Below are 20,599 nucleotides of genomic sequence, written 5' to 3' on the forward strand. Positions count from 1 at the left end.
GGCATTATCTGCCCGTTCGCGCTCCGGCCAGGGCACGCTTCTTCGCCACGGAGTTCCGGCGGGTCAACGCCAGCATGTCCACCGTCAGGACCAGCAGCGCCAGCCAGACCACGCTAAAGCCGATCCAGCGGTCCAGGGTCATGGATTCCTTGAACACCACCAAGGCCACGATGAACTGCAGCACCGGGGCGAAATATTGCAGCAGCCCGATGGTGGTCATGGGCAGCCGGCGGGCGGAGGCTCCGAAGAACAGCAGCGGCACGGCCGTGATCACGCCGGAAGAGACCAGCAGCCAGAAGTGAACGGGCCCCTGCGTCCCGAGCGTGTTGGTCCCGCTGACTGCCAGGAAGATCATCGTGGCGGCCGCCAGGGGAGTCAGCACCACGGTCTCCATCGTCAGGCTGGTGACGGCGTCCGCCTTCGGCCCGATCCGTTTCTTCACGAACCCGTAAAGCCCGAAGCTGAAGGCCAGCGTCAGCGCGATCCACGGGAGCTTGCCGTAGGAAATCGTCAACACCACCACGGCGACAAAACCGATCCCGACGGCGGCCCACTGGAGCGGACGCAGCGTTTCCTTCAGCACGAACACGCCCAGCAGGACGGAGACGAGCGGGTTGATGAAGTAGCCCAGCGACGCCTCCACGGCCTGGCCGGTGGTCACGCCGTAGGTGTACGTCAGCCAGTTCACGGCGATGAGGGCCGCGGCGATGGACAGCGTGCCCAGGACTGTCCGGTCGCGGAAAGCAGCTGCCAAAACACGCCATGAGCGGGTGACCGTGATCAGCAGTGTGCAGAACACCAGCGACCACACCACCCGGTTGGCCACGATTTCCACCGCACCGGCGGGCTGCAGGACGAAGAAGTACAGGGGGAGCAGCCCCCAGAGTCCGTAGGCGCCGATCCCGAAGATGACACCCGCCGTCGTGTCCTTGTCCACCGCCTTGAGAACGACGCCGGGGCGGGGCGGCTGCCCGCCGGACCCAGCGGAATGCCCGCCGGAAGCGGGCGTACCCGTGGTGGTCAGGGCAGGTGCTGAGGCGGTTCCGTCGGGTGTAGGCACACGATCAATAACACCACCTCCATGGACGGTATTCCGCCAACACGGCACGGATTCCCCGCGAGCGGTATCCCGGGGACTTGCGGTAGTCAGTACGCTTACCACTATGAATTCGCATCCTGAGCGGGCCGCACGATGAGGCTCCGCCACAGCAACGCCTCGGGCAGGGGCTACCGGCGCCTGGCCGCGGGAACCGGCTTCACGTACCGCGACCTTGACGGTTCCACCCTTCCGCCGGGCCCCGTGCGGGAGCGGCTGGAAAGCATCGGCATCCCGCCGGCCTGGACCGATGTGTGGATCGCGCCCTACGACAACGGGCACATCCAGGCGACCGGGCTCGACGCCGTGGGCCGCCGCCAGTACATCTACCACCCGGCCTGGCGGGAAAAGAAGGACCGGCTCAAGTTCGACCGTGCCCTCCAGCTCGCCGAATCCCTGCCGACGGCGCGCAGACTGGTCACCCTGGACCTCCGAAGCGACGGATTCTCGCGCGAACGTGTCCTGGCGGGGGCCTTCAGGATGCTGGACAGCGGTTCACTGCGGGTGGGATCGGAGCGGTACACCAACGAGAACGGCAGCCACGGCCTGGCCACCCTGCTGTGCGCCCATGTGAAGGTCAAGCAGGAGAGCCTCCGGCTCAGTTTCCCCGCCAAGAGCGGGAAGACCTGGGATTCGGAGATCGACGACGCCGACCTCGCCGCCCTGGTCCGCTCGCTCAAGCGGCGCGGCGGGAACGCCAGGCTGCTGGCGTACAAGAACGGGCGCGGCTGGCACCCCGTGGGCAGCGCGGAAATCAACGAATACGTCAAGGAACGCACCGGCGCGGACTTCACCGCGAAGGACTTCCGCACCCTCCGCGGCACCGTGGCGGCGGCCGTCAGCCTGGCCCGGACCGGGCCGCAGCCAACAGTGGCCGCGAGGAAACGCGCCATCAGCCTGGCGATGCAGGATGCTGCCGCGGTGCTGGGGAACACGCCGTCGATCGCCCGGAAGAGCTACGTGGATCCGCGGCTGTTGGATCACTTTTCCGCGGGGGAGACCATCGACCCCCGCCGGACCGGTTCGGCGGAAGCGGAACTGCGCGCCATGCTGTACCGCGAAGGCGACGTCGTATCCATCAACAGCTCCCCGAAGAAAGCGGGCTGAGCAATTAGAATGGGGGAATTGTGCGCTAAGTGACCTGGCGCAGTCTCTCAGTTCCAGAAGGGCTCCCGGTGTCCAATTCGGCCGAAACCACTCCCAAACGTCCCCTCCGCGTCGCGATCGTCGGCGCCGGACCGGCCGGCGTCTATGCCGCGGACATCCTGACCAAGTCCAACGAAGTCAAAGACGGCGACTTCGAGGTCAGCATCGACCTCTTCGAGGCCTACCCTGCCCCGTACGGCCTGATCCGCTACGGCGTGGCCCCGGACCACCCGCGCATCAAGGGCATCGTCAACGCCCTGCACAAGGTCCTGGACCGGGGCGACATCCGGTTCCTCGGCAACGTGACGTACGGCCGCGACCTGAAACTCCACGATTTCCGCGCCTTCTATGATGCCGTGATCTTCTCCACGGGCGCCATCAAGGACGCAGACCTCAACGTTCCCGGCGTCGAGCTTGAAGGCTCGTTCGGTGGCGCGGACTTCGTCTCCTGGTACGACGGCCACCCCGACGTGCCGCGTGAATGGCCGCTCGATGCCAAGGAAATCGCCGTGATCGGCAACGGCAACGTGGCCCTGGACGTGGCCCGCATGCTGGTCAAGCACGCCGACGATCTGCTGTCCACGGAAATCCCGGACAACGTCTACCAGGCGCTGAAGAAGTCCCCGGTTACTGACGTACACGTCTTCGGCCGCCGCGGCCCGGCCCAGGTGAAGTTCACCCCGCTGGAACTGCGCGAACTGAGCCACGCCAGGGATGTTGACATTGTGCTTTACCCGGAGGACTTCGAATTCGATGAAGCTTCCGAGGAAGCCATCCGCACCAACAACCAGACCAAGACCATGGTCAACACCATGACCAACTGGCTTGTCGAGGAGCACGCGGAGGCCGAGGTGCCGTCCTCACGGCGGCTCCACCTGCACTTCCTGCACAGCCCGGTGGAGATTTACGACGCCGCCGGCGGCAATACCGCGGGCACCGGCAAGGTGGCGGGCATCAAGTTTGAGCGGATGCAGCTGGACGGCACCGGCCACGTCAAGGGCACCGGGGAGTACATCGACTACCCTGTCCAGGCCGTCTACCGGGCCATCGGGTACCACGGCTCGCCGCTGGAGGAACTCGAATACGACGCCAGGGCCGGCGTGATTCCCAACGAGGGCGGCCGCGTGCTGGATGCCGACGGCAACCCCGTTCCGGGAATCTACGCCACCGGCTGGATCAAGCGCGGGCCGGTGGGCCTGATCGGGCACACGAAGGGCGACGCCCTGGAGACCATCGGCTGCCTGCTCGAAGACCGGCTGACGCTGCCGCCGGCGCAGAACCCGGACCCACACGCCATCATCGCCCTGCTCGAGGAGCGCGGCGTAGAATACACCACCTGGGAAGGCTGGAACAGGCTCGACGCGCACGAAGCAGCCCTGGGGAAGGCCTGGACCGAAGCAGAAGCGGACACCGGCGTCGTGCGTGAACGCATCAAGGTTGTGCCGCGTGAGGAAATGATCCGCATCTCCCGCAGCGCCGAAGACTAATCCCTCGCTCCGCAGGAGTTTTTGTCCACCTATCGCGACTTCCGGGGCCCTAAAAGGCCATTATCTGGACAAAAACTCCTGTGGCGGCACGGCCGGGCGGGAACTAGACTGTCCGGACCAAGCCACTTCGGCATGCCGTCACGCCTGGCACACTGTTGTGCCGGCAGGGGAGTCCAATGAGGAACATCATGCAGCCGGCTGTTGCGGGCACCGCAGACAGGGACGACGCTGCGGCACTGCTCCAGCGCGATGCCCTGGCAGGCCATGAGCTGCTGGCCGTGCCGGGACCGCTGGGGGCGGGCAGCGCCGGTGGCCCGGCTGGAGTGCGCGTGCCCGGACTGCGCAGCCTCGTGGAGGAGTCCTGGCAGCGGTCCGTCCAGTTCCGGGCGAACCCGGACAACCCCGAAGCACCCCTTGCACTGGACCAGGAAGAGCTCGAGGAATACCGCCGGCAGCACCCCCTGGCCACCATCATGCCCGTCATCCACAAACTCCTGGTCCTGCCCAGCCACGACAGCGGCCTGCTGGTTGCCGTGGGCGACGAAGTGGGCCGCCTCCTGTGGGTGGAGGGCGACGCCGTGATGCAGCGCCGGGCAGAAGGCATGATGTTCGTGGCCGGCGCGGACTGGTCCGAGGCCAGCGTGGGCACCAGCGCCCCGGGCACCGCCCTGGCCCTTGGCCGCAGCATCCAGATTGCCGGCGCCGAGCACTACAAGCGTTCCGTCCACCCGTGGAGCTGCACGGCCGTGCCGTTCCACGACCCTGATTCCGGCGCACTGCTGGGTGTTGTGGACATCACCGGCACCGAGTCCGCCGTCGCGCCCCACACGCTGTCGCTGGTGGAGGCAACGGTTGCGGCCGCGCAGGCCCAGTTGCGCGTGGAGCGGCTCCAGCTGGCGGCCGCGCGCCAGGCAGCGCCCGCACGACGGCGGACCCAGGCTTCCGCTTCACGGACACCTTCCGCTGCGGAAGGCAGCCTCTACCGCAACAGCCTCCAGCTCCTGGGCCGGGACCAGGCCCTGCTCAGCATCGAAGGCCGCACCGTGGCGCTTTCGGCCCGGCACAGCGAAATCCTGGCCCTCCTCAGCGTCCATCCGGACGGGCTGAGCGCGGAGGAACTCTGCACCCTGCTCTACCCGGGAGACGGCTCGTCCATGACGCTGCGCCCGGAGATGGTGCGGCTGCGCAAGGTCCTGAAGCAGCTCAGCCCGGAAGCCGTCCCCGGCTCGCGCCCGTACCGGCTGCCCATGGACCTGATGCCGGATTCCAGCCAGGTCCTCAACTGCCTGCAGCGCGGCGCCCACCGCATCGCGCTGGAGATCTACCGCGGCGCTGTGCTGCCGCGGTCCGAAGCTCCGGGCATCGTGGAACTCCGGGACCGTGTCTCCTCACTGCTGCGCGAAGCGGTGCTCACCGACGGCAGCGCTGATGCGCTGCTGAAGTACGCGGAACTGCCGGAAGCAAAGGACGACGTCGGCGTCCGCCTCGCCGCGCTGAAGCTCCTGCCGGCGCGCTCACCCAAGCGGGCCGCCGTCGTCGCCGATCTCGAACGGCTGGAAACCGAACTCAGCGCCTGACCCGGTAGACGTGAGCTGGATCACTGCGTTGCAACCTGACTGCAACCTCCCTGCTCCTACGCTGAATGCAACGGCGGCCGCCAGCACAGGCCGCTAATCATCTGCACAGCAAAGGAGCTAGCAATGACTGTCTATGCACAGCCCGGTACCGAAGGTTCGAAGGTTACGTTCAAGGACCGCTACGAGAACTGGATCGGCGGCGAATGGGTGGCTCCCGTCAAGGGCCAGTACTTCGAGAACATCACCCCGGTCACCGGCAAGGCATTCTGCGAGGTGGCCCGCGGCACGGCCGAGGACATCGAGCTGGCCCTGGACGCCGCGCACAAGATCGCACCCTCCTGGGGCAAGACCTCCGTTGCCGAGCGCGCAGCCATCCTGAACAAGATCGCCGACCGCATCGACGAGAACCTCGAGATGCTCGCCGTGGCCGAGTCCTGGGACAACGGCAAGCCGATCCGCGAAACCCTCAACGCGGACATTCCGCTGGCTGCCGACCACTTCCGCTATTTCGCTTCCGCCGTCCGCGCCCAGGAAGGCCGCCTGTCACAGCTCGACGACGACACCACGGCCTACCACTACCACGAGCCGCTCGGCGTCGTGGGCCAGATCATCCCGTGGAACTTCCCCATCCTCATGGCCGTCTGGAAGCTCGCCCCGGCCCTGGCCGCCGGCAACGCCGTGGTCCTCAAGCCGGCCGAGCAGACGCCGTCGTCCATCCTGGTCCTGATGGAGCTCATCGGCGACATCCTTCCCGCCGGCGTCATCAACGTGGTCAACGGCTTCGGCGTCGAAGCCGGCAAACCGCTGGCCTCCAGCCCCCGGATCCGCAAGATCGCCTTCACCGGTGAAACCACCACCGGCCGCCTGATCAGCCAGTACGCCAGCCAGAACCTGATTCCGGTCACCCTGGAGCTGGGCGGCAAGAGCCCGAACATCTTCTTCAACGACGTTGCCGAAAAGGACGACGCGTTCTACGACAAGGCGCAGGAAGGCTTCGCGCTGTTCGCGTTCAACCAGGGCGAGGTCTGCACCTGCCCGTCCCGCGCCCTGGTCCAGGAGGACATCTACGACTCCTTCATGGCCGATGCCGTGGCGCGTGTGGAGAAGATGATCCAGGGCAACCCGCTGGACACCGAAACCCAGGTGGGCGCCCAGGCCTCCAACGACCAGCTCGAGAAGATCCTCTCCTACATCGACATCGGAAAGCAGGAGGGCGCCAAGGTGCTCACCGGCGGCGCCCGCGCCGAGCTCCCCGGCGACCTTGCCGGCGGCTTTTACGTCCAGCCCACCGTCTTCGAAGGCCACAACAAGATGCGGATCTTCCAGGAGGAGATCTTCGGTCCGGTGGTCTCCGTGACGCGCTTCAGCGACTACAACGACGCCATGGGCATCGCCAACGACACCCTCTACGGACTCGGCGCCGGCGTCTGGTCCCGCAACGGCAACGTGGCGTACCGCGCCGGGCGTGAAATCCAGGCGGGCCGAGTGTGGGTCAACAACTACCACGCCTACCCGGCCGGTGCCGCGTTCGGCGGCTACAAGTCCTCCGGCATCGGACGTGAGAACCACTCCATGATGCTGGACCACTACCAGCAGACCAAGAACCTCCTGGTCAGCTACAACGAAAACAAGCTCGGCTTCTTCTAAGCCGCACTGAACCCGGGCGGGGACGGATTGCACGCATCCGTCCCCTCCCGCTCCACCCAAGCAATGCTTCAACGACGCAAGGATTTCGCCAATGACGACGACAATGCAAGCAGCCGTAGTAACCGAATTCGGGAAAGACCTCCAGATCCAGTCCCTCCCCGTTCCCACTCCGGGCCGCGGCGAGGCGCTGGTCAAGGTCATCACCACCGGGGTCTGCCATACCGACCTTCACGCCGCGGAGGGAGACTGGCCGGTCAAGCCGACACCTCCCTTCATCCCCGGCCATGAAGGCGTGGGCGAAGTGGTCGCCCTCGGCGAGGGTGTCACCGACCTGGCCGTCGGAGACCTTGTGGGTAACGCCTGGCTTTGGTCCGCCTGCGGCGACTGCCAGTACTGCCGCACGGGCTGGGAAACCCTCTGCGAAGCGCAAAAGAACGCCGGCTACAGCGTGGACGGCTCGTTCGGCGAATACATGCTCGTTGACACCCGCTTCGCCGCCCGGATTCCGGCGGGTTCCGACCCCGTGGAGGTGGCCCCGGTGCTCTGTGCCGGCGTCACGGTCTACAAGGGACTGAAGATGACCGAGGCCAGGCCGGGCCAGTGGGTCACCATTTCGGGCATCGGCGGCCTGGGCCACATCGCCGTCCAGTACGCCGTGGCCATGGGCCTGCGGGTGGCCGCCGTGGATATCGCGGACGACAAACTCGCCCTGGCCAAGAAACACGGCGCTGAGCTCACCGTCAACGCGTTGCACGAAGATCCGGCTGAAGTCATCCAGCGGGAAACCGGAGGTTGCCATGGAGTCCTGGTCACGGCGGTGCACCCGTCAGCGTTCGGGCAGGCCATCGGGATGGCCCGCCGCGGCGGCACCATTGTGTTCAACGGCCTGCCGCCGGGCGACTTCCCGGCACCGATCTTCGAGATTGTGCTCAAGGGCCTGACCGTCCGCGGCTCTATCGTGGGCACCCGGCAGGACCTGGAGGAAGCCCTGGATTTCTACGCACAGGGCAAGATCCACCCCACGGTGTCCACTCGGGAACTCTCGGAAGTCAACGCGGTTCTCGACGAGATGAAACACGCCAAGATCGACGGCCGCGTCGTCATCAAGTACTGATGACACAGGCGAGGCTGGACGCCGCTGTGACGCTGCCCGGGGAGGACTTCTCCCGGGTGGCGCTCACCGGGCCGGCCGTGGAACTGCTGCGGAAGTTGTGGGACCAGCACGGCCCGCTGATGTTCCATCAGTCCGGCGGCTGCTGCGACGGCTCCTCGCCCATGTGCTATCCGGCGGGGGACTTCATCACCGCCGAGGCGGATGTGCTCCTGGGGCTGTTCGACATCGCCGACGGCGTGGAGCCGAAGACGCTCGAGTTCTGGATGTCCAGGGAGCAGTTCAACTACTGGAGCCACACCCACCTGACCGTGGACGTGGTCCAGGGCCGGGGAAGCGGCTTCTCGGTGGAGGCACCGGAAGGCAAGCGGTTCCTGATCCGGTCAACACTGATGAACTGGCCGGCCTGAGGGCCAGCGTCCGCCAGCGCGAACGTACGGTTGGGGCCCCTCCGGCGAGGGGCCCCAACCGTGCGTCCACCCCGATAGGCGTCTCACTATCTGGGATAAATGTGACCGTCCACTGGATGGACACTACTCTTGATAAGTCTGTTTCCAGCAAGCTATCGAGATTGTGGACTTTCCTATGAACCTTTTCCGGACGAAATCCATCGAGCAGTCGATCGCCGACGCCGATGAACCCGGACGCAAGCTGAAGCGTTCCCTGAGCACGTGGGACCTCATGATCATGGGCGTCGCCGTTGCCGTCGGCGCGGGGATCTTCTCCGTCGGCGCCAAGGCCGCTGCGAACTTCGCCGGCCCTGCTGTGACGATCTCCTTCGCCATTGCCGCGGTCACGTGCGCGCTGGCCATCATGTGCTACGCAGAATTTGCCACGGCCATTCCGGTCGCGGGTTCCGCCTACGTTTTCACGTACGCCACCATGGGTGAACTGCTGGCCTGGATCATCGGCTGGAACCTCATCCTGGAACTCTTTACGGCAGGTGCGGTGATCGCCAAGTACTGGGGCATCTACCTCAGCAAGGTCTTTGCGCTCATGGGCGTGGACATTCCGCCCTCCATCTCGCTCGGCGGCATCGACCTCTACTGGGGTGCCTTCCTGATCGTGGCCGTCTTCACCGTCCTGTTGGTGCTGGGGACAAAGCTGTCCGCCCGCGTGGGCAATATCTTCACCCTCATCAAGATCGCCGTGGTGCTGTTCGTTATCGTGGTGGGCTTCAGCTACGTGAAGTTCGAGAATTACTCGCCCTTCGTTCCCGCTTCCGAACCCACCGCAGCCTCCGGCACCGCCGACGTGCTCAAGCAGTCCTTCTTCGGGTTCCTGACCGGAGCCGTCCCGGCACAGTACGGCACGCTGGGCATCTTCGCCGGCGCAGCGCTCGTGTTCTTCGCCTTCATCGGATTCGACGTTGTGGCCACCTCGGCCGAAGAGGTCAAGAACCCGCAGAAGACCCTGCCGCGCGGCATCTTCGGCGGCCTGGCCATCGTCACCGTTCTCTACATCCTGGTATCGCTCGCCCTCACCGGCATGGTGTCCTACACGCAGCTGGCCGAAGCCAAGAACCCCACCCTCACTACCGCGTTCGAAGCCGTGGGCAACACTGACGCCGCCAAGGTCATCGCCTTCGGCTCCCTGGTGGGCCTCACCACGGTCATCATGGTGCTGCTTATGGGCCTGTCCCGGGTGGTCCTGGCGATGAGCCGCGACGGCCTGCTGCCGCGCTCGCTGTCCAAGACCAGCACCATCCGTGCGACGCCGGTCCGCCTCCAGGTGATCTGCGGCGCGGCAGTGGCCCTCGTGGCCGGCCTGACCAATGTGGACCTGCTGGAGGAAATGATCAACATCGGCACGCTGTCCGCCTTCGTGATGGTGAGCCTGGGCATCCTGGTCCTGCGGAAGAAGCGCCCGGACCTGAAGCCGGCATTCCGCGTGCCGTTCGGCAAGGTTCTCCCCGTGGTGTCCGCCCTCCTGTGCCTCTACCTGATGACGAACCTCGCGGTTGAGACCTGGATCTTCTTCGCCATCTGGCTGGTCATCGGTGTGGCGATCTACTTCGCCTACGGCCAGCGGCACTCCCGGCTGAACGAGAAGTTCGCTGAGGCCAAGGCCGCCGTCAATGGCGAGCCGCAGGCAGCGGGGGACAAGGATGAGGACGCGCTCACCCGCCCCTGACCTCCGGACCCCGGAATCCGCACTGGCCATGACTCCATAAGATGGAGTCATGGCCAGAGCTGTTAAACCGCAACGCAAGGTGGAGCTGTTGTCCGCCATTCAGGACTACCTGATGGACAAGACCCTGGCCGAGCTCACCTTCCGGAGCCTCGCGGAGGGCCTGGGCATCAGCTCGTACGTGCTGGTCTACCACTTCGGCAACCGGGAACAACTGGTCAACGAGATCATCCGCTCCATCGAATCCAGGCTGGACAGCATGCGCACCACCGACGTGCGTGACATCGACCGGGAGGCCTGGCGGTCCTTCCTGATGGAGTCCTGGCAGTGGACCATGGCCCAGCGCAACCGCCACCTCGCCAGGCTTGAGTTCGAGGCCACGGCGCAGGACGTTGTGGCGGCCTCCCCCCGCGGGACGGCCCAGGACCATTTCCGCATGCTCCACGAGAAAGCACGCGACTGGCTGGTGGTGCAGGGCATCCGGCCGGAGTACGCAGACACCGACGCGCGCCTCTTTACCTCTACCTTTTACGGCCTCCAGTTCGATTTTGTGGTGATGAACCAGCCCGAGGAAGCGACGAAGGCCTTCGAGCTGATGGTGGCCGTGTTCTTTTCCAACCTTGAGCACCGCCTGGCCACGGAAGGCCAGCACGTCTGACCTCCTTCGGGGCCAGCACGTCTGACCTCCTTCGGGGCCAACAGGGGGCAGCAGGCCCTTACCCCGCCGTCTCAGAGCTGTAACAATGTGCCTTAAGTAGATGTGGTGGACCTCACAAAGGAGTGAACATGAAACGTCGTCTTATTGCCGTTCTGGCAGCCGCGTCTGTTCTGGGTTTGTCGGCCTGCGGAAGTGGCTCGCCCAGTTCCACGGGAGGCGGAACTGCCTCGGGCACCGCCGGTGGAGGTTCGGACCTGACCAAGGTCAGCGTCGGTGTCATTCCCATCGTCGACTGCGCCCCTATCTACCTCGGAGACAAGCAGGGCTTCTTCAAGGAAGAGGGCCTTCAGCTGGACATCCAGACCGCAACGGGCGGCGCGGCGATCGTCCCCGGCGTCGTCAGTGGCAGTTTCGACTTCGCGTTCTCCAATCTGATCTCGGTCATGGTCGCCAAGGACAAGGGTCTTGACCTGAAATTCGTCGCCAATGGTGCTTCCACCACCGGCGAAAAGGGCAAGGACATCGGCGGTGTCGTTGTCCCGGCAGGCTCGAGCATCCAGTCCGCGAAAGATCTGGCCGGCAAGACCGTCTCCGTGAACAACCTCTCCAATATCGGCGATACCACCATCAAGTCGGTCGTCGAAAAGGACGGCGGTGACCCCAAGAGCGTGAAGTTCGTCGAGGTGGCCTTCCCGGACGCCCCGGCCGCCCTGGCCAACAAGCAGGTTGATGCGGCGTGGATCCTGGAGCCCTTCCTGTCCAAGGCCGTGGCTGAAGGCGGCAAGGTGGTTTCCTGGAACTTCGTCGAGATGAGCCCGGAGCTGGACATCGCCGGGTACTTCACCAAGGGAGACACCATCAAGGGCAAGGCTGAGCTCACGCAGAAGTTCACCCGCGCCATGAACAAGTCCCTCGAATATGCGCAGCAGCACCCGCAGGAAGTCCGCGACATCGTGGGGACCTACACGAAGATCGACGAGGCTGCCCGGGCCAAGATCGTGCTGCCGCGGTACCGGGTCGAATTCAACAAGGACGCGTTCAAGACCCTCGGCGATGCTGCCGCCAGCTTCGGCACGCTGACCAAGGCTCCGAACGCAGACGAACTCCTCCCGTGAGTTCACCGGCCCTCACCTCCGGTGGTGCCGCTCCACGCGGCGAGCGGCACCACCGGCGGGTCCGCAAGGTACCAACAAAACAACTGCTGGGCGTCGCGGGTATCCTGGGGTTCCTTGTCACCTGGGAGCTGATTCCCCGGCTCGGCATCATCGATGCACGCTACCTGCCGCCCGCGAGTGAGGTCATTGCCGCCCTGGTTGTCGACCTCGGGCTCACCGCCTTCTGGGTTGCGGTTGGCGAGACCATGAAGGCCTGGTTCCTGGGCCTCGCGATAGCGGTGGCGGCTGCCGTGCTGCTCGGCTTCATCATCGGCTCCAGCAACTTCCTCCGGAAGGCCACCAATTCGACGGTTGAATTCCTCCGCCCGATCCCGTCGGTGGCCCTGATCCCGCTGGCCGTTCTGCTCTTCGGCGTCAAGATCGAATCGTCGCTGCTGCTGATTGTGTACGCGTCCTTCTGGCAGGTCCTGATCCAGGTCCTCTACGGCGTGGCCGACGTCGACATGGTTGCCAACAACACGGCCAAGACCTACGGGCTGGGAAGGATGGCGCGCATCCGGTACGTCGTCTTTCCCACGGCCCTGCCCTACCTGATGACCGGGGTGCGGCTCGCCGGCGCGGTGGCGCTGGTCCTGGCCATCACGGCCGAACTGGTGATCGGATCCCCGGGACTCGGCCGGGAGATCGCCCTTGCCCAGTCCGGCGGCGCAATTTCCGGCATGTACGCCCTGGTGCTGGCCACCGGCCTGATCGGCGTGCTGATCAATGTCCTGATGCGCTTCATTGAGAAGAAGACGCTGGCCTGGCATTCGTCAGTCCGTTCCGAGGTGATCGTATGAAGGCCCTGAAGACTCTTGGCTACCTGCTGGGACTGCCAGTACTGCTGATCCTGATCTGGTGGTCCGCAACCCTGGGGACGGTCAACTTCTTCGTCCCCACACCGGCCAGCCTGGTCGGAACGTTTGGCAAGGTCTGGTTCGGCGAGCGCTTCCTCACGGACGTGCTGCCCAGCATCGGACGGCTCCTGGTCGGAGTCGTCGCGGCGATCGTGATCGGGGTCGTCGGCGGGGTCCTGATCGGCTCGATCAGGTGGCTCCGCGCCCTGCTGGAACCGGTGCTGGAGTTCTTCCGCGCCATCCCGCCACCCGTCCTGGTCCCGGTCCTGATCCTGCTGATGGGCATCACCGACTCCATGAAGATCGCGGTCATCATCTCCGGCTGTGTCTGGCCGGTCCTGCTGAACACCATTGAGGGTGTCCGTGCCGTCGACGGGGTCCTCTCGGACTCGGCCCACACCTACGGTATCGATGGCTGGGCCCGGGTGCGCTACCTGGTGCTGCCCTCGGCCAGCCCGCAGATCCTGGCCGGTGTGCGCCAGTCGCTGTCGCTCGGGCTGATCCTGATGGTGATTTCCGAAATGTTTGCCTCGTCCTCGGGACTGGGTTTCACCATCGTCCAGTTCCAGCGCTCCTTCGCCATTCCGGAGATGTGGTCCGGCATTGTGGTCCTCGGCCTGCTGGGCGTGGCGATGTCGTTTATCTTCCAGTGGGCCGAGCGGAACATCCTGCGCTGGTACCACGGCCAGAAAGAGGTAGAAAATGCAGCCTGACCCGACTCCGGCAGCTCCGGAAGCCATGCTGTCCGTCCGCGGGGTGAAGAAGGTGTACCAGACCGACGGCGGCGACATCGAGGCCGTGCGGAACCTTACTTTCGACCTGCGCGCCGGCGAGTTGGCATGCCTCGTGGGCCCCTCGGGTTCCGGCAAGACCACGCTCCTGAAATGCATTTCCGGGCTGATGGCCCCGACCGAGGGAGAGGTCCTGCTGGACGGCAGGCGGGTGACGGGCCCGCCGAAGAAGATGGCCGTGGTGTTCCAGGAATACGGACGCTCGCTGTTTCCGTGGATGCGGGTTCGCGACAACGTGGAACTCCCGCTGAAGAACCAGGGGATGCCGAAAGCCGAGCGTGACAGGCTGGTGGACGAGGCCCTCGAGGCCGTGGGCCTGTCCGGCGTTCCCCGGTCCTACCCCTGGCAGCTCTCCGGTGGCATGCAGCAGCGCGTGGCGATCGCCCGGGCCATTGCCTACCAGCCCGAAGTCCTGCTGATGGACGAACCGTTCGCCGCCGTGGACGCCCAGACCCGTGCCGACCTGGAAGACCTGATCCGGGTCGTATGGAAAAAGCTCGGCGTGACCGTGCTCTTCGTGACGCACGATATCGATGAATCGGTTTACCTGGGGGAGCGGGTCATCATCCTTTCCAGCTCTCCGACGGTAATCCAGGAGGACATCATGATCGACCTTCCGGCAGAGCGTGACCAGCTGAACACCCGTTCGCTGCCACGCTTTACCGAACTGCGGCACCACGTCTATGAGCAGATCCAGCTGGCTAAGAGAGGCCACCGCCCGGCGGCTGCCTCGTCGTCGGCGCAGACTCCAACGACGGCGACCTCCACCTCCGACACTGCGTAGCCCGTCCGGCGACTGCGTAGCCGTCCGGCGTTTCAGCCTCGGGCCGTCGCAATTGGCCGCAATTTTCCTGGCCGCAATTCTCGGGGTCGCGATTCTCAGGGTGCTGCGTGGCGACCCATCCATTCAACGAGCGGCCGCAGCTCGTCCCAGAGGCGGCCGATCTCCGCCACGGCCGCAGGCGTGGGCAGCCAGTCCGGTTGACCCAGTTCCCGGCTGGCGGACACCGACTTGTACTTGAGGAGCTCCGCCCGGGGATGGTCGCGCGGAAAGCCCCGCGGCACCGTTTTCAGCCGTTCGCCGTCGACGGTGAAGCCGGCCTCGCTGGCCCTGCGCACGATCTGCTCCAGGGACTCCCCGGTCCCGGTGGCGTCCACCGAGTTCCGCAAGCGTGCCAGCTGGGCCGGGGAAGTGGAGTGGCAGCCGCCACCCACCAGGAGGCCGTCGGCGCTGATCTGTAGGTAGTAGCCGACGCCTTCCTGGAACGACGCGAAAGCCCCCTGGGCCGTCTTGTAAGGGGATTTGTCGGGAGAGAAGCGAACGTCCCGGTTGGGTCTGAAGATTTTCGCGGGACCGAACCTGGGCTCCAGCTGGGCCAGCAAAGCCGTCAGCGGTTCCCGGACGAGCGATTCGTAGCGGGGTTTGTGTTCGAGCCACCACTCCCGGTTGTTGTTCTGCTCAAGTTCGGCGTAGAAGCCGAAGGCTGCGGCGGGGATGCCCTGGAATGTGGTCATGCAGTGAGCCTAAGGCGGCCCCGGCGCCCCGGCCAGTGGCCCGGGGCCCGTATGTGGAAAACAGCGGTTCAGAGCCCAGCGATACAAAAGCAGAACACCCCGCCGCGGATGGTCCGCAGCGGGGTGTTCTTGTGAATCGCAGTCAGCGGCACCGAGGGCGCCGCCGGGGGAGGCTACAGCTTGTTGGCTGCCTCGGCGTCGGATTCGGTCTGGCCGGCGCCCAGGTTGGCGCGCAGCTTGGCGCCGAGGTCGGCGTCAACGTTGGTCCAGTACTGGATGGCGCGTTCCTTGATCTCGGGGGTCTTGACGCCGCCCACTGCACCGGTGATGGTGTCCAGCAGGCGGGCCTTGGCGCCGTCGTCGAACACTTCGCGGTACAGCGTGCCGGCCTGGCCGAAGTCGCTGTCCTCAGCGTGCAGGGAGTGGGCGGAGAGCGTCAGATCGCCGTCGTTCTCCCAGCCGCCACCCGCAACCGCAGGCTCAACAGCAGCAGGGCCGCCAACCGAGTTGGGGGCGTAGACCGGAACGGACGGGGCGTTGAAGAGGTAACGCCCGGCGCCGTCCTGGCTGTAGTTGTTGACCTGGTTCTTCGGCTGGTTCACCGGGATCTGGGCGTGGTTGGTGCCCACGCGGTAGCGGTGTGCATCGGCGTAGGAGAAGATGCGGGCCTGCAGCATCTTGTCCGGGGAAGCGGCGATGCCCGGAACGAAGTTCGACGGCGCGAAGGTGGCCTGCTCGATCTGCGCGAAGTAGTTCTCCGGGTTCCGGTTCAGCTCCATGGTGCCCACCTTGATCAGCGGGTAGTCCGAGTGCGGCCACACCTTGGTGAGGTCGAACGGGTTGAAGCGGTAGGTCTTGGCGTCCTCGTACGGCATGACCTGGACGTGCAGGTCCCAGGAGGGGAAGTTGCCGGCGGCAATGTTCTCCTGGAGGTCGCGGATGTAGAAGTCCGCGTCCGAACCGGCCAGCTCTTCGGCGCGGTCGCCCGTGATGGTCTTGACGCCCTGGTTGGACTTGAAGTGGTACTTGACCCAGAAGCGCTCACCCTCGGCGTTGATCCACTGGTAGGTGTGCGAGCCGTAGCCCTGCATTTCACGCCAGGAAGCCGGCAGGCCGCGGTCGCCCATGAGCCAGGTGACCTGGTGCGCGGACTCGGGGGACAGGGTCCAGAAATCCCACTGCATGTCGGCGTCGCGCAGGTGGGTGCCCGGCAGGCGCTTCTGGGAGTGGATGAAGTCCGGGAACTTGATGCCGTCGCGGATGAAGAAGACGGGGGTGTTGTTGCCCACGAGGTCGTAGTTGCCCTCGGAGGTGTAGAACTTCACGGCGAAGCCGCGGGGATCGCGCCAGGTGTCGGGAGAACCGTTCTCGCCGGCGACCGAGGAGAAGCGGATCAGCATTTCGGTTTCCACGCCCGGCTGCAGGAATGCGGCTTTGGTGTACTTGGAGATGTCCTCGGTGGTGGTGAACTTACCGAACGCGCCGCCGCCCTTGGCGTGGACTACGCGCTCCGGGACACGCTCGCGGTTGAACTGTGCGAGCTTCTCGATCAGGTAGTGGTCGGTCAGGATGATGGCGCCGTCAGCGCCGACAGCCTTCGAGTGAGCATCGGAAGTGACGGGAGCACCGGACTGTGTGGTGGACACAGCGGGCGCAGAGATGTTCAGAGTCATCTTTCTCCTTTGGTTGGGTTTCTTGCTTAGTTTCGTTCGGCGGGTAGCTTTTGGGTGCGCTGGCAGTCCTGGCAGATGCCCTGGTACATGACGTCAGCGATCTGGATGGTCATCGGCTCGGAATTTTCGTCCCAGTGCGGCGTGAGGCAGGGCGCATGGCCCACGGCGCAGTCCACGTCCTCCACCCGCCCGCAGCTGATGCAGATGGCGTGGTGGTGGTTGTCGCCCACCCGCGTCTCATACAGCGCGGGGGAGTGTGGCGGTTCGAACCGGCGCAGCATATGCAGGTCCGTGAGGTCACCGAGGACCACGTACACGGACTGCGCGGTCATTTCGGGCAGCTCTTCACGCGCGGCGGCGAGAATGCTTTCGGCCGGCGAGTGCGGGTGGCGTTCGACGGCGGTGAGGACCGCCAGCCGCTGTTTGGTCACCCGGCGGCCGTGGGCGCGCAGGGCAGCAGCCCATGCATCCTGGCCTGCCTCGTGAACTGTCATAGCCCCATTCAAGCACTTATTATGACTAAATCACAATAAGGCCGGGCTAATGTCCGGAGACCGCAGCAATATTTCAAACGGGTTGACGGCTTCACCGGCAGAGCGGCCAAGCGCGTGCAGTTCAAGCCGGCCGCCGGTGACGGCAGTGTCAGGCACAACGCAGCTGAGGCCTGTTACGGCCTGCCGGAGCGACAGGGCTTCCAAGGCTGCGGCCAGGGCAAGCAATTCACTCGGGGTCACCTCCTCCACGGAACCGATGGTCCGTTCCGGTGCGAGAACCGTGTGGTCCGACCCCGCAGGGGACGGCGGTGTCCAGGCGCGGATAGCGGGCAGCGGCGCTTCCTGTTCCCGGGCGGCTTCATCCCGGTCGGCTTCCGCGACAGTTTCCGCGTCGGTTTCCGAGCCGGTACCGTCCGGCGCCTCGTCCACCGCGGCAGCTGCCGCTGTCAGCAACGCGGCGCGGAGCCCGGCGTCGTACTTGTCCAATTCCTGGTCCGGCGCCGGCTTCCGGCGCTGCGCCGGCAGGGACAGCTGCCCGGCGGGGGTGACCGGTTCGCCGTCCCAGCGGCCGAACAGGTGGAACGTGGGGGTGGAAGATTCCGCGGCGGGTTCGCCGATAGCGGCTCCGAGCGCATGCCAGCGATGCGCAAAGAGCAGGGTGCAGGTGTCCGCCCCGAGAACATCGGCCAGTGCCCTTCGGGCGGCGTTGTGGCAGAGTAGCCAGTCGGCCGCCGACCGGTGGTCCAGTGCCGTTGCCGGATTGCTCAGGCGGATCATCAGGTGGCCGGCCGTCAGCGGAGTGCGCGGCCGGGTGACCTCCCAGACCGCCGAGCCGAAAAGCAGCCGTCTGGACAACTGCATGTACATTCCTTCCGCCAGAGTGTTTCCCCGCCCGAGACTATCAAGGCCGTCCCCGGCATTCAGGGGAGCCGCAGCATGCGGGCTCAGAATGGCCCGGATCCCTCGGTCCCCGCCGCTAGAGTTGCCCGGTGGGAAGATTTCTGGCTGACATCACTCCGTTGCGCGAGAGCCCGGATTTCCGTCGGCTCTGGCTCGGATCCGCCGTCTCCAACCTTGGCAGCCAGCTGACCCTGGTGGCGGTCAGCCTCGAGGTGTACCGGCTGACGCAGGACAGCCTCTACGTGGGCCTGTTGAGTATCTTCGCGCTGGTGCCCCTGGTGCTCGGAGGCCTGCTGGGCGGCTCCATCGCCGATGCGCACGACCGCCGCAAGGTTGCCCTGCTGGCGACCACTGTGCTGTGGCTTACCACGGCCGGGCTGGCGGCGCAGGCCTGGCTCGGGCTGGGCAACGTGTGGCTGCTCTACGTCCTGGTGGCCGTGCAGAGCGGCGCACAGGCCATCAACCAGCCCGCCCGCAGTGCCATTATCCCGGCACTGGTCCGCAAGGAACTCCTGCCGGCGGCCAACGCGCTGAGCATGATCACGTTCGGCCTGGGCATGACGGCCGGTCCGTTGCTGGCCGGCGTGCTGGTGGCCTGGGTGGGCTTCGGCTGGACCTACACGCTGGACGTGGCGAGCTTCGCATTTGCGTTCTGGGCCCTGCTGAGGCTCCCGCCGATGCCGCCGGGGAAAGCCTCACACCGGGCCGGGCTGCGCTCCGTGGTGGAGGGTTTCCGCTTCCTGGGTACGCGGCCGAATCTCCGCATGACGTTCGTGATCGACCTCGTGGCCATGATCTTCGCGCAGCCGCGGGCCCTGATGCCGGCGATCGGCGCGGTGATGATCGGCGGCGGCGAGGCCACCGTGGGCGTGCTGCTGGCGTCGACAGCCGTGGGCGCGTTCCTGGCCGGGCTCTTCTCCGGCCCGCTGGGCGGCATCCGGCGGCAGGGGAGCGCGGTGGTGTGGTCCGTCATGGGCTGGGGAGCGTCCATCGCCGGCTTCGGACTGGTGGTGGTGCTGGCCGGGCGTTCCGGCGCCGGCGGTGTGACGTGGTGGCTGCTGCCCGCGGCGCTCTGCTGTGCCCTTGCTGGCATCGCGGACTCCGTGAGCGCCGTCTTCCGCACCACCATCCTCCAGGCGGCGACGCCGGACCACCTGCGCGGGCGGCTCCAAGGAGTGTTTGTGGTGGTGGTTGCGGGCGGCCCGCGGATCGGGGACATGCTGGCCGGCGGCGGCACTAAACTTTTGAGTGAAGGTTGGGTGTTGTTGCTGGGCGGGCTGTTGTGCATCGCCGTGGCGTGGACGGTGGCGCACTTGCAGTCGGGTTTCCTGAAGTACGACGCGCGGAATCCCGTTCCGTAGCGGCGGCGCCCCGGCCGTCACTTGAGGGTTGTAACGTCGTGAGGAGGCACAGTGCATAATCACCACAACGGATTGAAGACCGCGGCTCTGTTCGGGGTTCTTTGGGCGGTGCTGCTGGGGCTGGGTGCCGTGATCGGCACCAGCATGCGGAGCACCACCCCCATCTGGATCATGGCACTGGTGGGCGTGGGCACCACAGCCTACGGGTACTGGAACAGCGACAAACTCGCGCTCCGCTCCATGCAGGCCTATCCCGTTACCGAGGAGCAGGCGCCCCAGCTCTACCAGATCGTCCAGGAGCTCTCCGCCAAAGCGAACCAGCCCATGCCGCGGATCTATATCTCGCCCACCCCGGCGCCTAATGCTTTTGCCACCGGCAGGAACCCGCAGAACGCCGCCGTCTGCTGCACGGAAGGCATCCTGCGGCTCCTGAGCGTCAGGGAGCTTCGCGGGGTGCTGGGCCACGAGCTCATGCACGTGTACAACAGGGACATCCTGACCTCGTCCGTGGCCGCCGCAGTAGCGGGCGTAATCACCTCGGTGGGCCAGATGCTGCTGATCTTCGGCGGAGGGGATCGCCGCAACTCAAACCCGCTCGCGGTGATGGCGATGGCGCTTCTCGCTCCGCTCGCGGCGGTGGTGATCCAGTCGGCCATTTCGCGGACCAGGGAGTACGACGCCGACGAGGACGGTTCCGCACTCACCGGCGATCCGCTGGCGCTCGCCTCAGCCCTGCGCAAGATCCATCAGGGCGTGCAGATGGTGCCGCTCCCGCCGGACCAGAAGCTGGTGAACACTTCGCACCTGATGATCGCCAACCCGTTCCGGGCCGGCGGTGTGACCCGGATGTTCGCAACGCACCCGCCGATGCAGGACCGCATCACCCGGCTGGAACTGATGGCGGGCGGCCCGGTCAGCTGAGCGCCGGCGTCGTTCGCCTCAGGTTGAAGCGACGCGCAAAAAACCCTGCGCGGCCGGAATTCCCCAGGCGCCGGGAATTTT

Annotated in this window: 19 protein-coding genes; 14 read left to right on the plus strand and 5 right to left on the minus strand. The window is 65.8% G+C overall.

The annotated features are described in order from the left end of the window. Nucleotides 1-4: 4 nt before the first annotated feature. Nucleotides 5-1,060: an EamA family transporter RarD gene (rarD, locus tag JOE31_RS07190; RefSeq protein WP_374100815.1), complete on the minus strand. Its 1,056-nt coding sequence runs from the start codon at nt 1,058-1,060 to the stop codon at nt 5-7. Between the two features lie 132 nt (nt 1,061-1,192). Between rarD and JOE31_RS07195 the strand changes: the two genes are divergently transcribed. From JOE31_RS07195 to JOE31_RS07250, 12 genes are all read left to right on the plus strand, one after another. Next, nucleotides 1,193-2,203, plus strand: coding sequence for a DNA topoisomerase IB (locus JOE31_RS07195; RefSeq protein ID WP_209742926.1), 1,011 nt, complete (start codon nt 1,193-1,195; stop codon nt 2,201-2,203). A gap of 68 nt (nt 2,204-2,271) precedes the next feature. After that, a complete protein-coding gene (locus JOE31_RS07200; protein WP_209742928.1) occupies nt 2,272-3,729 on the plus strand; it encodes an FAD-dependent oxidoreductase in 1,458 nt (485 codons plus the stop codon). Nucleotides 3,730-3,905: 176 nt separating this feature from the next. Beyond that, nucleotides 3,906-5,306: a GAF domain-containing protein gene (locus JOE31_RS07205; RefSeq protein WP_209742930.1), complete on the plus strand. Its 1,401-nt coding sequence runs from the start codon at nt 3,906-3,908 to the stop codon at nt 5,304-5,306. A 123-nt stretch (nt 5,307-5,429) separates the two neighbouring features. Beyond that, the gene (locus JOE31_RS07210) at nt 5,430-6,953 is read left to right on the plus strand and encodes an aldehyde dehydrogenase family protein (protein WP_209742932.1); all 1,524 of its coding nucleotides are present in this window, start codon (nt 5,430-5,432) and stop codon (nt 6,951-6,953) included. Between the two features lie 91 nt (nt 6,954-7,044). Beyond that, complete coding sequence (adhP, locus tag JOE31_RS07215; protein ID WP_209742935.1) at nt 7,045-8,067, plus strand: alcohol dehydrogenase AdhP; 1,023 nt, start codon at nt 7,045-7,047, stop codon at nt 8,065-8,067. Further along, entirely contained in the window at nt 8,067-8,474 is a 408-nt protein-coding gene (locus JOE31_RS07220; RefSeq protein ID WP_209742937.1) for a DUF779 domain-containing protein, read from the plus strand. The genes adhP and JOE31_RS07220 overlap by 1 nt, the downstream gene beginning before the upstream one ends. Nucleotides 8,475-8,649: 175 nt before the next feature. After that, the gene (locus JOE31_RS07225; RefSeq protein WP_209742939.1) at nt 8,650-10,197 is read left to right on the plus strand and encodes an amino acid permease; all 1,548 of its coding nucleotides are present in this window, start codon (nt 8,650-8,652) and stop codon (nt 10,195-10,197) included. A gap of 49 nt (nt 10,198-10,246) precedes the next feature. Continuing rightward, nucleotides 10,247-10,852, plus strand: coding sequence for a TetR/AcrR family transcriptional regulator (locus tag JOE31_RS07230; protein ID WP_209742941.1), 606 nt, complete (start codon nt 10,247-10,249; stop codon nt 10,850-10,852). A gap of 128 nt (nt 10,853-10,980) precedes the next feature. After that, complete coding sequence (locus JOE31_RS07235; protein ID WP_209742944.1) at nt 10,981-11,967, plus strand: ABC transporter substrate-binding protein; 987 nt, start codon at nt 10,981-10,983, stop codon at nt 11,965-11,967. Beyond that, nucleotides 11,964-12,806, plus strand: coding sequence for an ABC transporter permease (locus tag JOE31_RS07240; protein ID WP_209742946.1), 843 nt, complete (start codon nt 11,964-11,966; stop codon nt 12,804-12,806). The genes JOE31_RS07235 and JOE31_RS07240 overlap by 4 nt, the downstream gene beginning before the upstream one ends. Further along, nucleotides 12,803-13,576: an ABC transporter permease gene (locus JOE31_RS07245; protein WP_209742948.1), complete on the plus strand. Its 774-nt coding sequence runs from the start codon at nt 12,803-12,805 to the stop codon at nt 13,574-13,576. The genes JOE31_RS07240 and JOE31_RS07245 overlap by 4 nt, the downstream gene beginning before the upstream one ends. After that, a complete protein-coding gene (locus JOE31_RS07250) occupies nt 13,566-14,438 on the plus strand; it encodes an ABC transporter ATP-binding protein (protein WP_209742950.1) in 873 nt (290 codons plus the stop codon). Before JOE31_RS07245 ends, JOE31_RS07250 begins: the two co-directional genes overlap by 11 nt. Before the next feature lie 95 nt (nt 14,439-14,533). Here JOE31_RS07250 and JOE31_RS07255 read toward each other — a convergent pair whose 3' ends face one another. The 4 genes from JOE31_RS07255 to JOE31_RS07270 all read right to left on the minus strand — a co-directional run bounded on the left by JOE31_RS07255 (nt 14,534) and on the right by JOE31_RS07270 (nt 18,197). Continuing rightward, a complete protein-coding gene (locus JOE31_RS07255) occupies nt 14,534-15,169 on the minus strand; it encodes a DUF2461 domain-containing protein (protein WP_209742952.1) in 636 nt (211 codons plus the stop codon). A gap of 173 nt (nt 15,170-15,342) precedes the next feature. Next, nucleotides 15,343-16,842, minus strand: coding sequence for a catalase (locus JOE31_RS07260; RefSeq protein WP_209742954.1), 1,500 nt, complete (start codon nt 16,840-16,842; stop codon nt 15,343-15,345). A gap of 26 nt (nt 16,843-16,868) precedes the next feature. Then, nucleotides 16,869-17,336 (minus strand): Fur family transcriptional regulator, encoded by a 468-nt coding sequence (locus JOE31_RS07265; protein ID WP_011692907.1) that lies wholly within the window; start codon nt 17,334-17,336, stop codon nt 16,869-16,871. A gap of 30 nt (nt 17,337-17,366) precedes the next feature. Then, nucleotides 17,367-18,197 carry a hypothetical protein gene (locus JOE31_RS07270; protein WP_209742956.1) on the minus strand — a complete coding sequence of 277 codons (831 nt, stop codon included), beginning with the start codon at nt 18,195-18,197 and terminating at the stop codon, nt 17,367-17,369. Between the two features lie 128 nt (nt 18,198-18,325). Between JOE31_RS07270 and JOE31_RS07275 the strand changes: the two genes are divergently transcribed. Next, nucleotides 18,326-19,597: an MFS transporter gene (locus tag JOE31_RS07275; RefSeq protein ID WP_209742958.1), complete on the plus strand. Its 1,272-nt coding sequence runs from the start codon at nt 18,326-18,328 to the stop codon at nt 19,595-19,597. Nucleotides 19,598-19,648: 51 nt separating this feature from the next. After that, complete coding sequence (htpX, locus tag JOE31_RS07280) at nt 19,649-20,518, plus strand: zinc metalloprotease HtpX (protein WP_209742960.1); 870 nt, start codon at nt 19,649-19,651, stop codon at nt 20,516-20,518. Nucleotides 20,519-20,599: the final 81 nt, after the last annotated feature.

It is taken from the genome of Arthrobacter sp. PvP023 (assembly GCF_017832975.1).
Classification (GTDB): Bacteria; Actinomycetota; Actinomycetes; order Actinomycetales; family Micrococcaceae; genus Arthrobacter.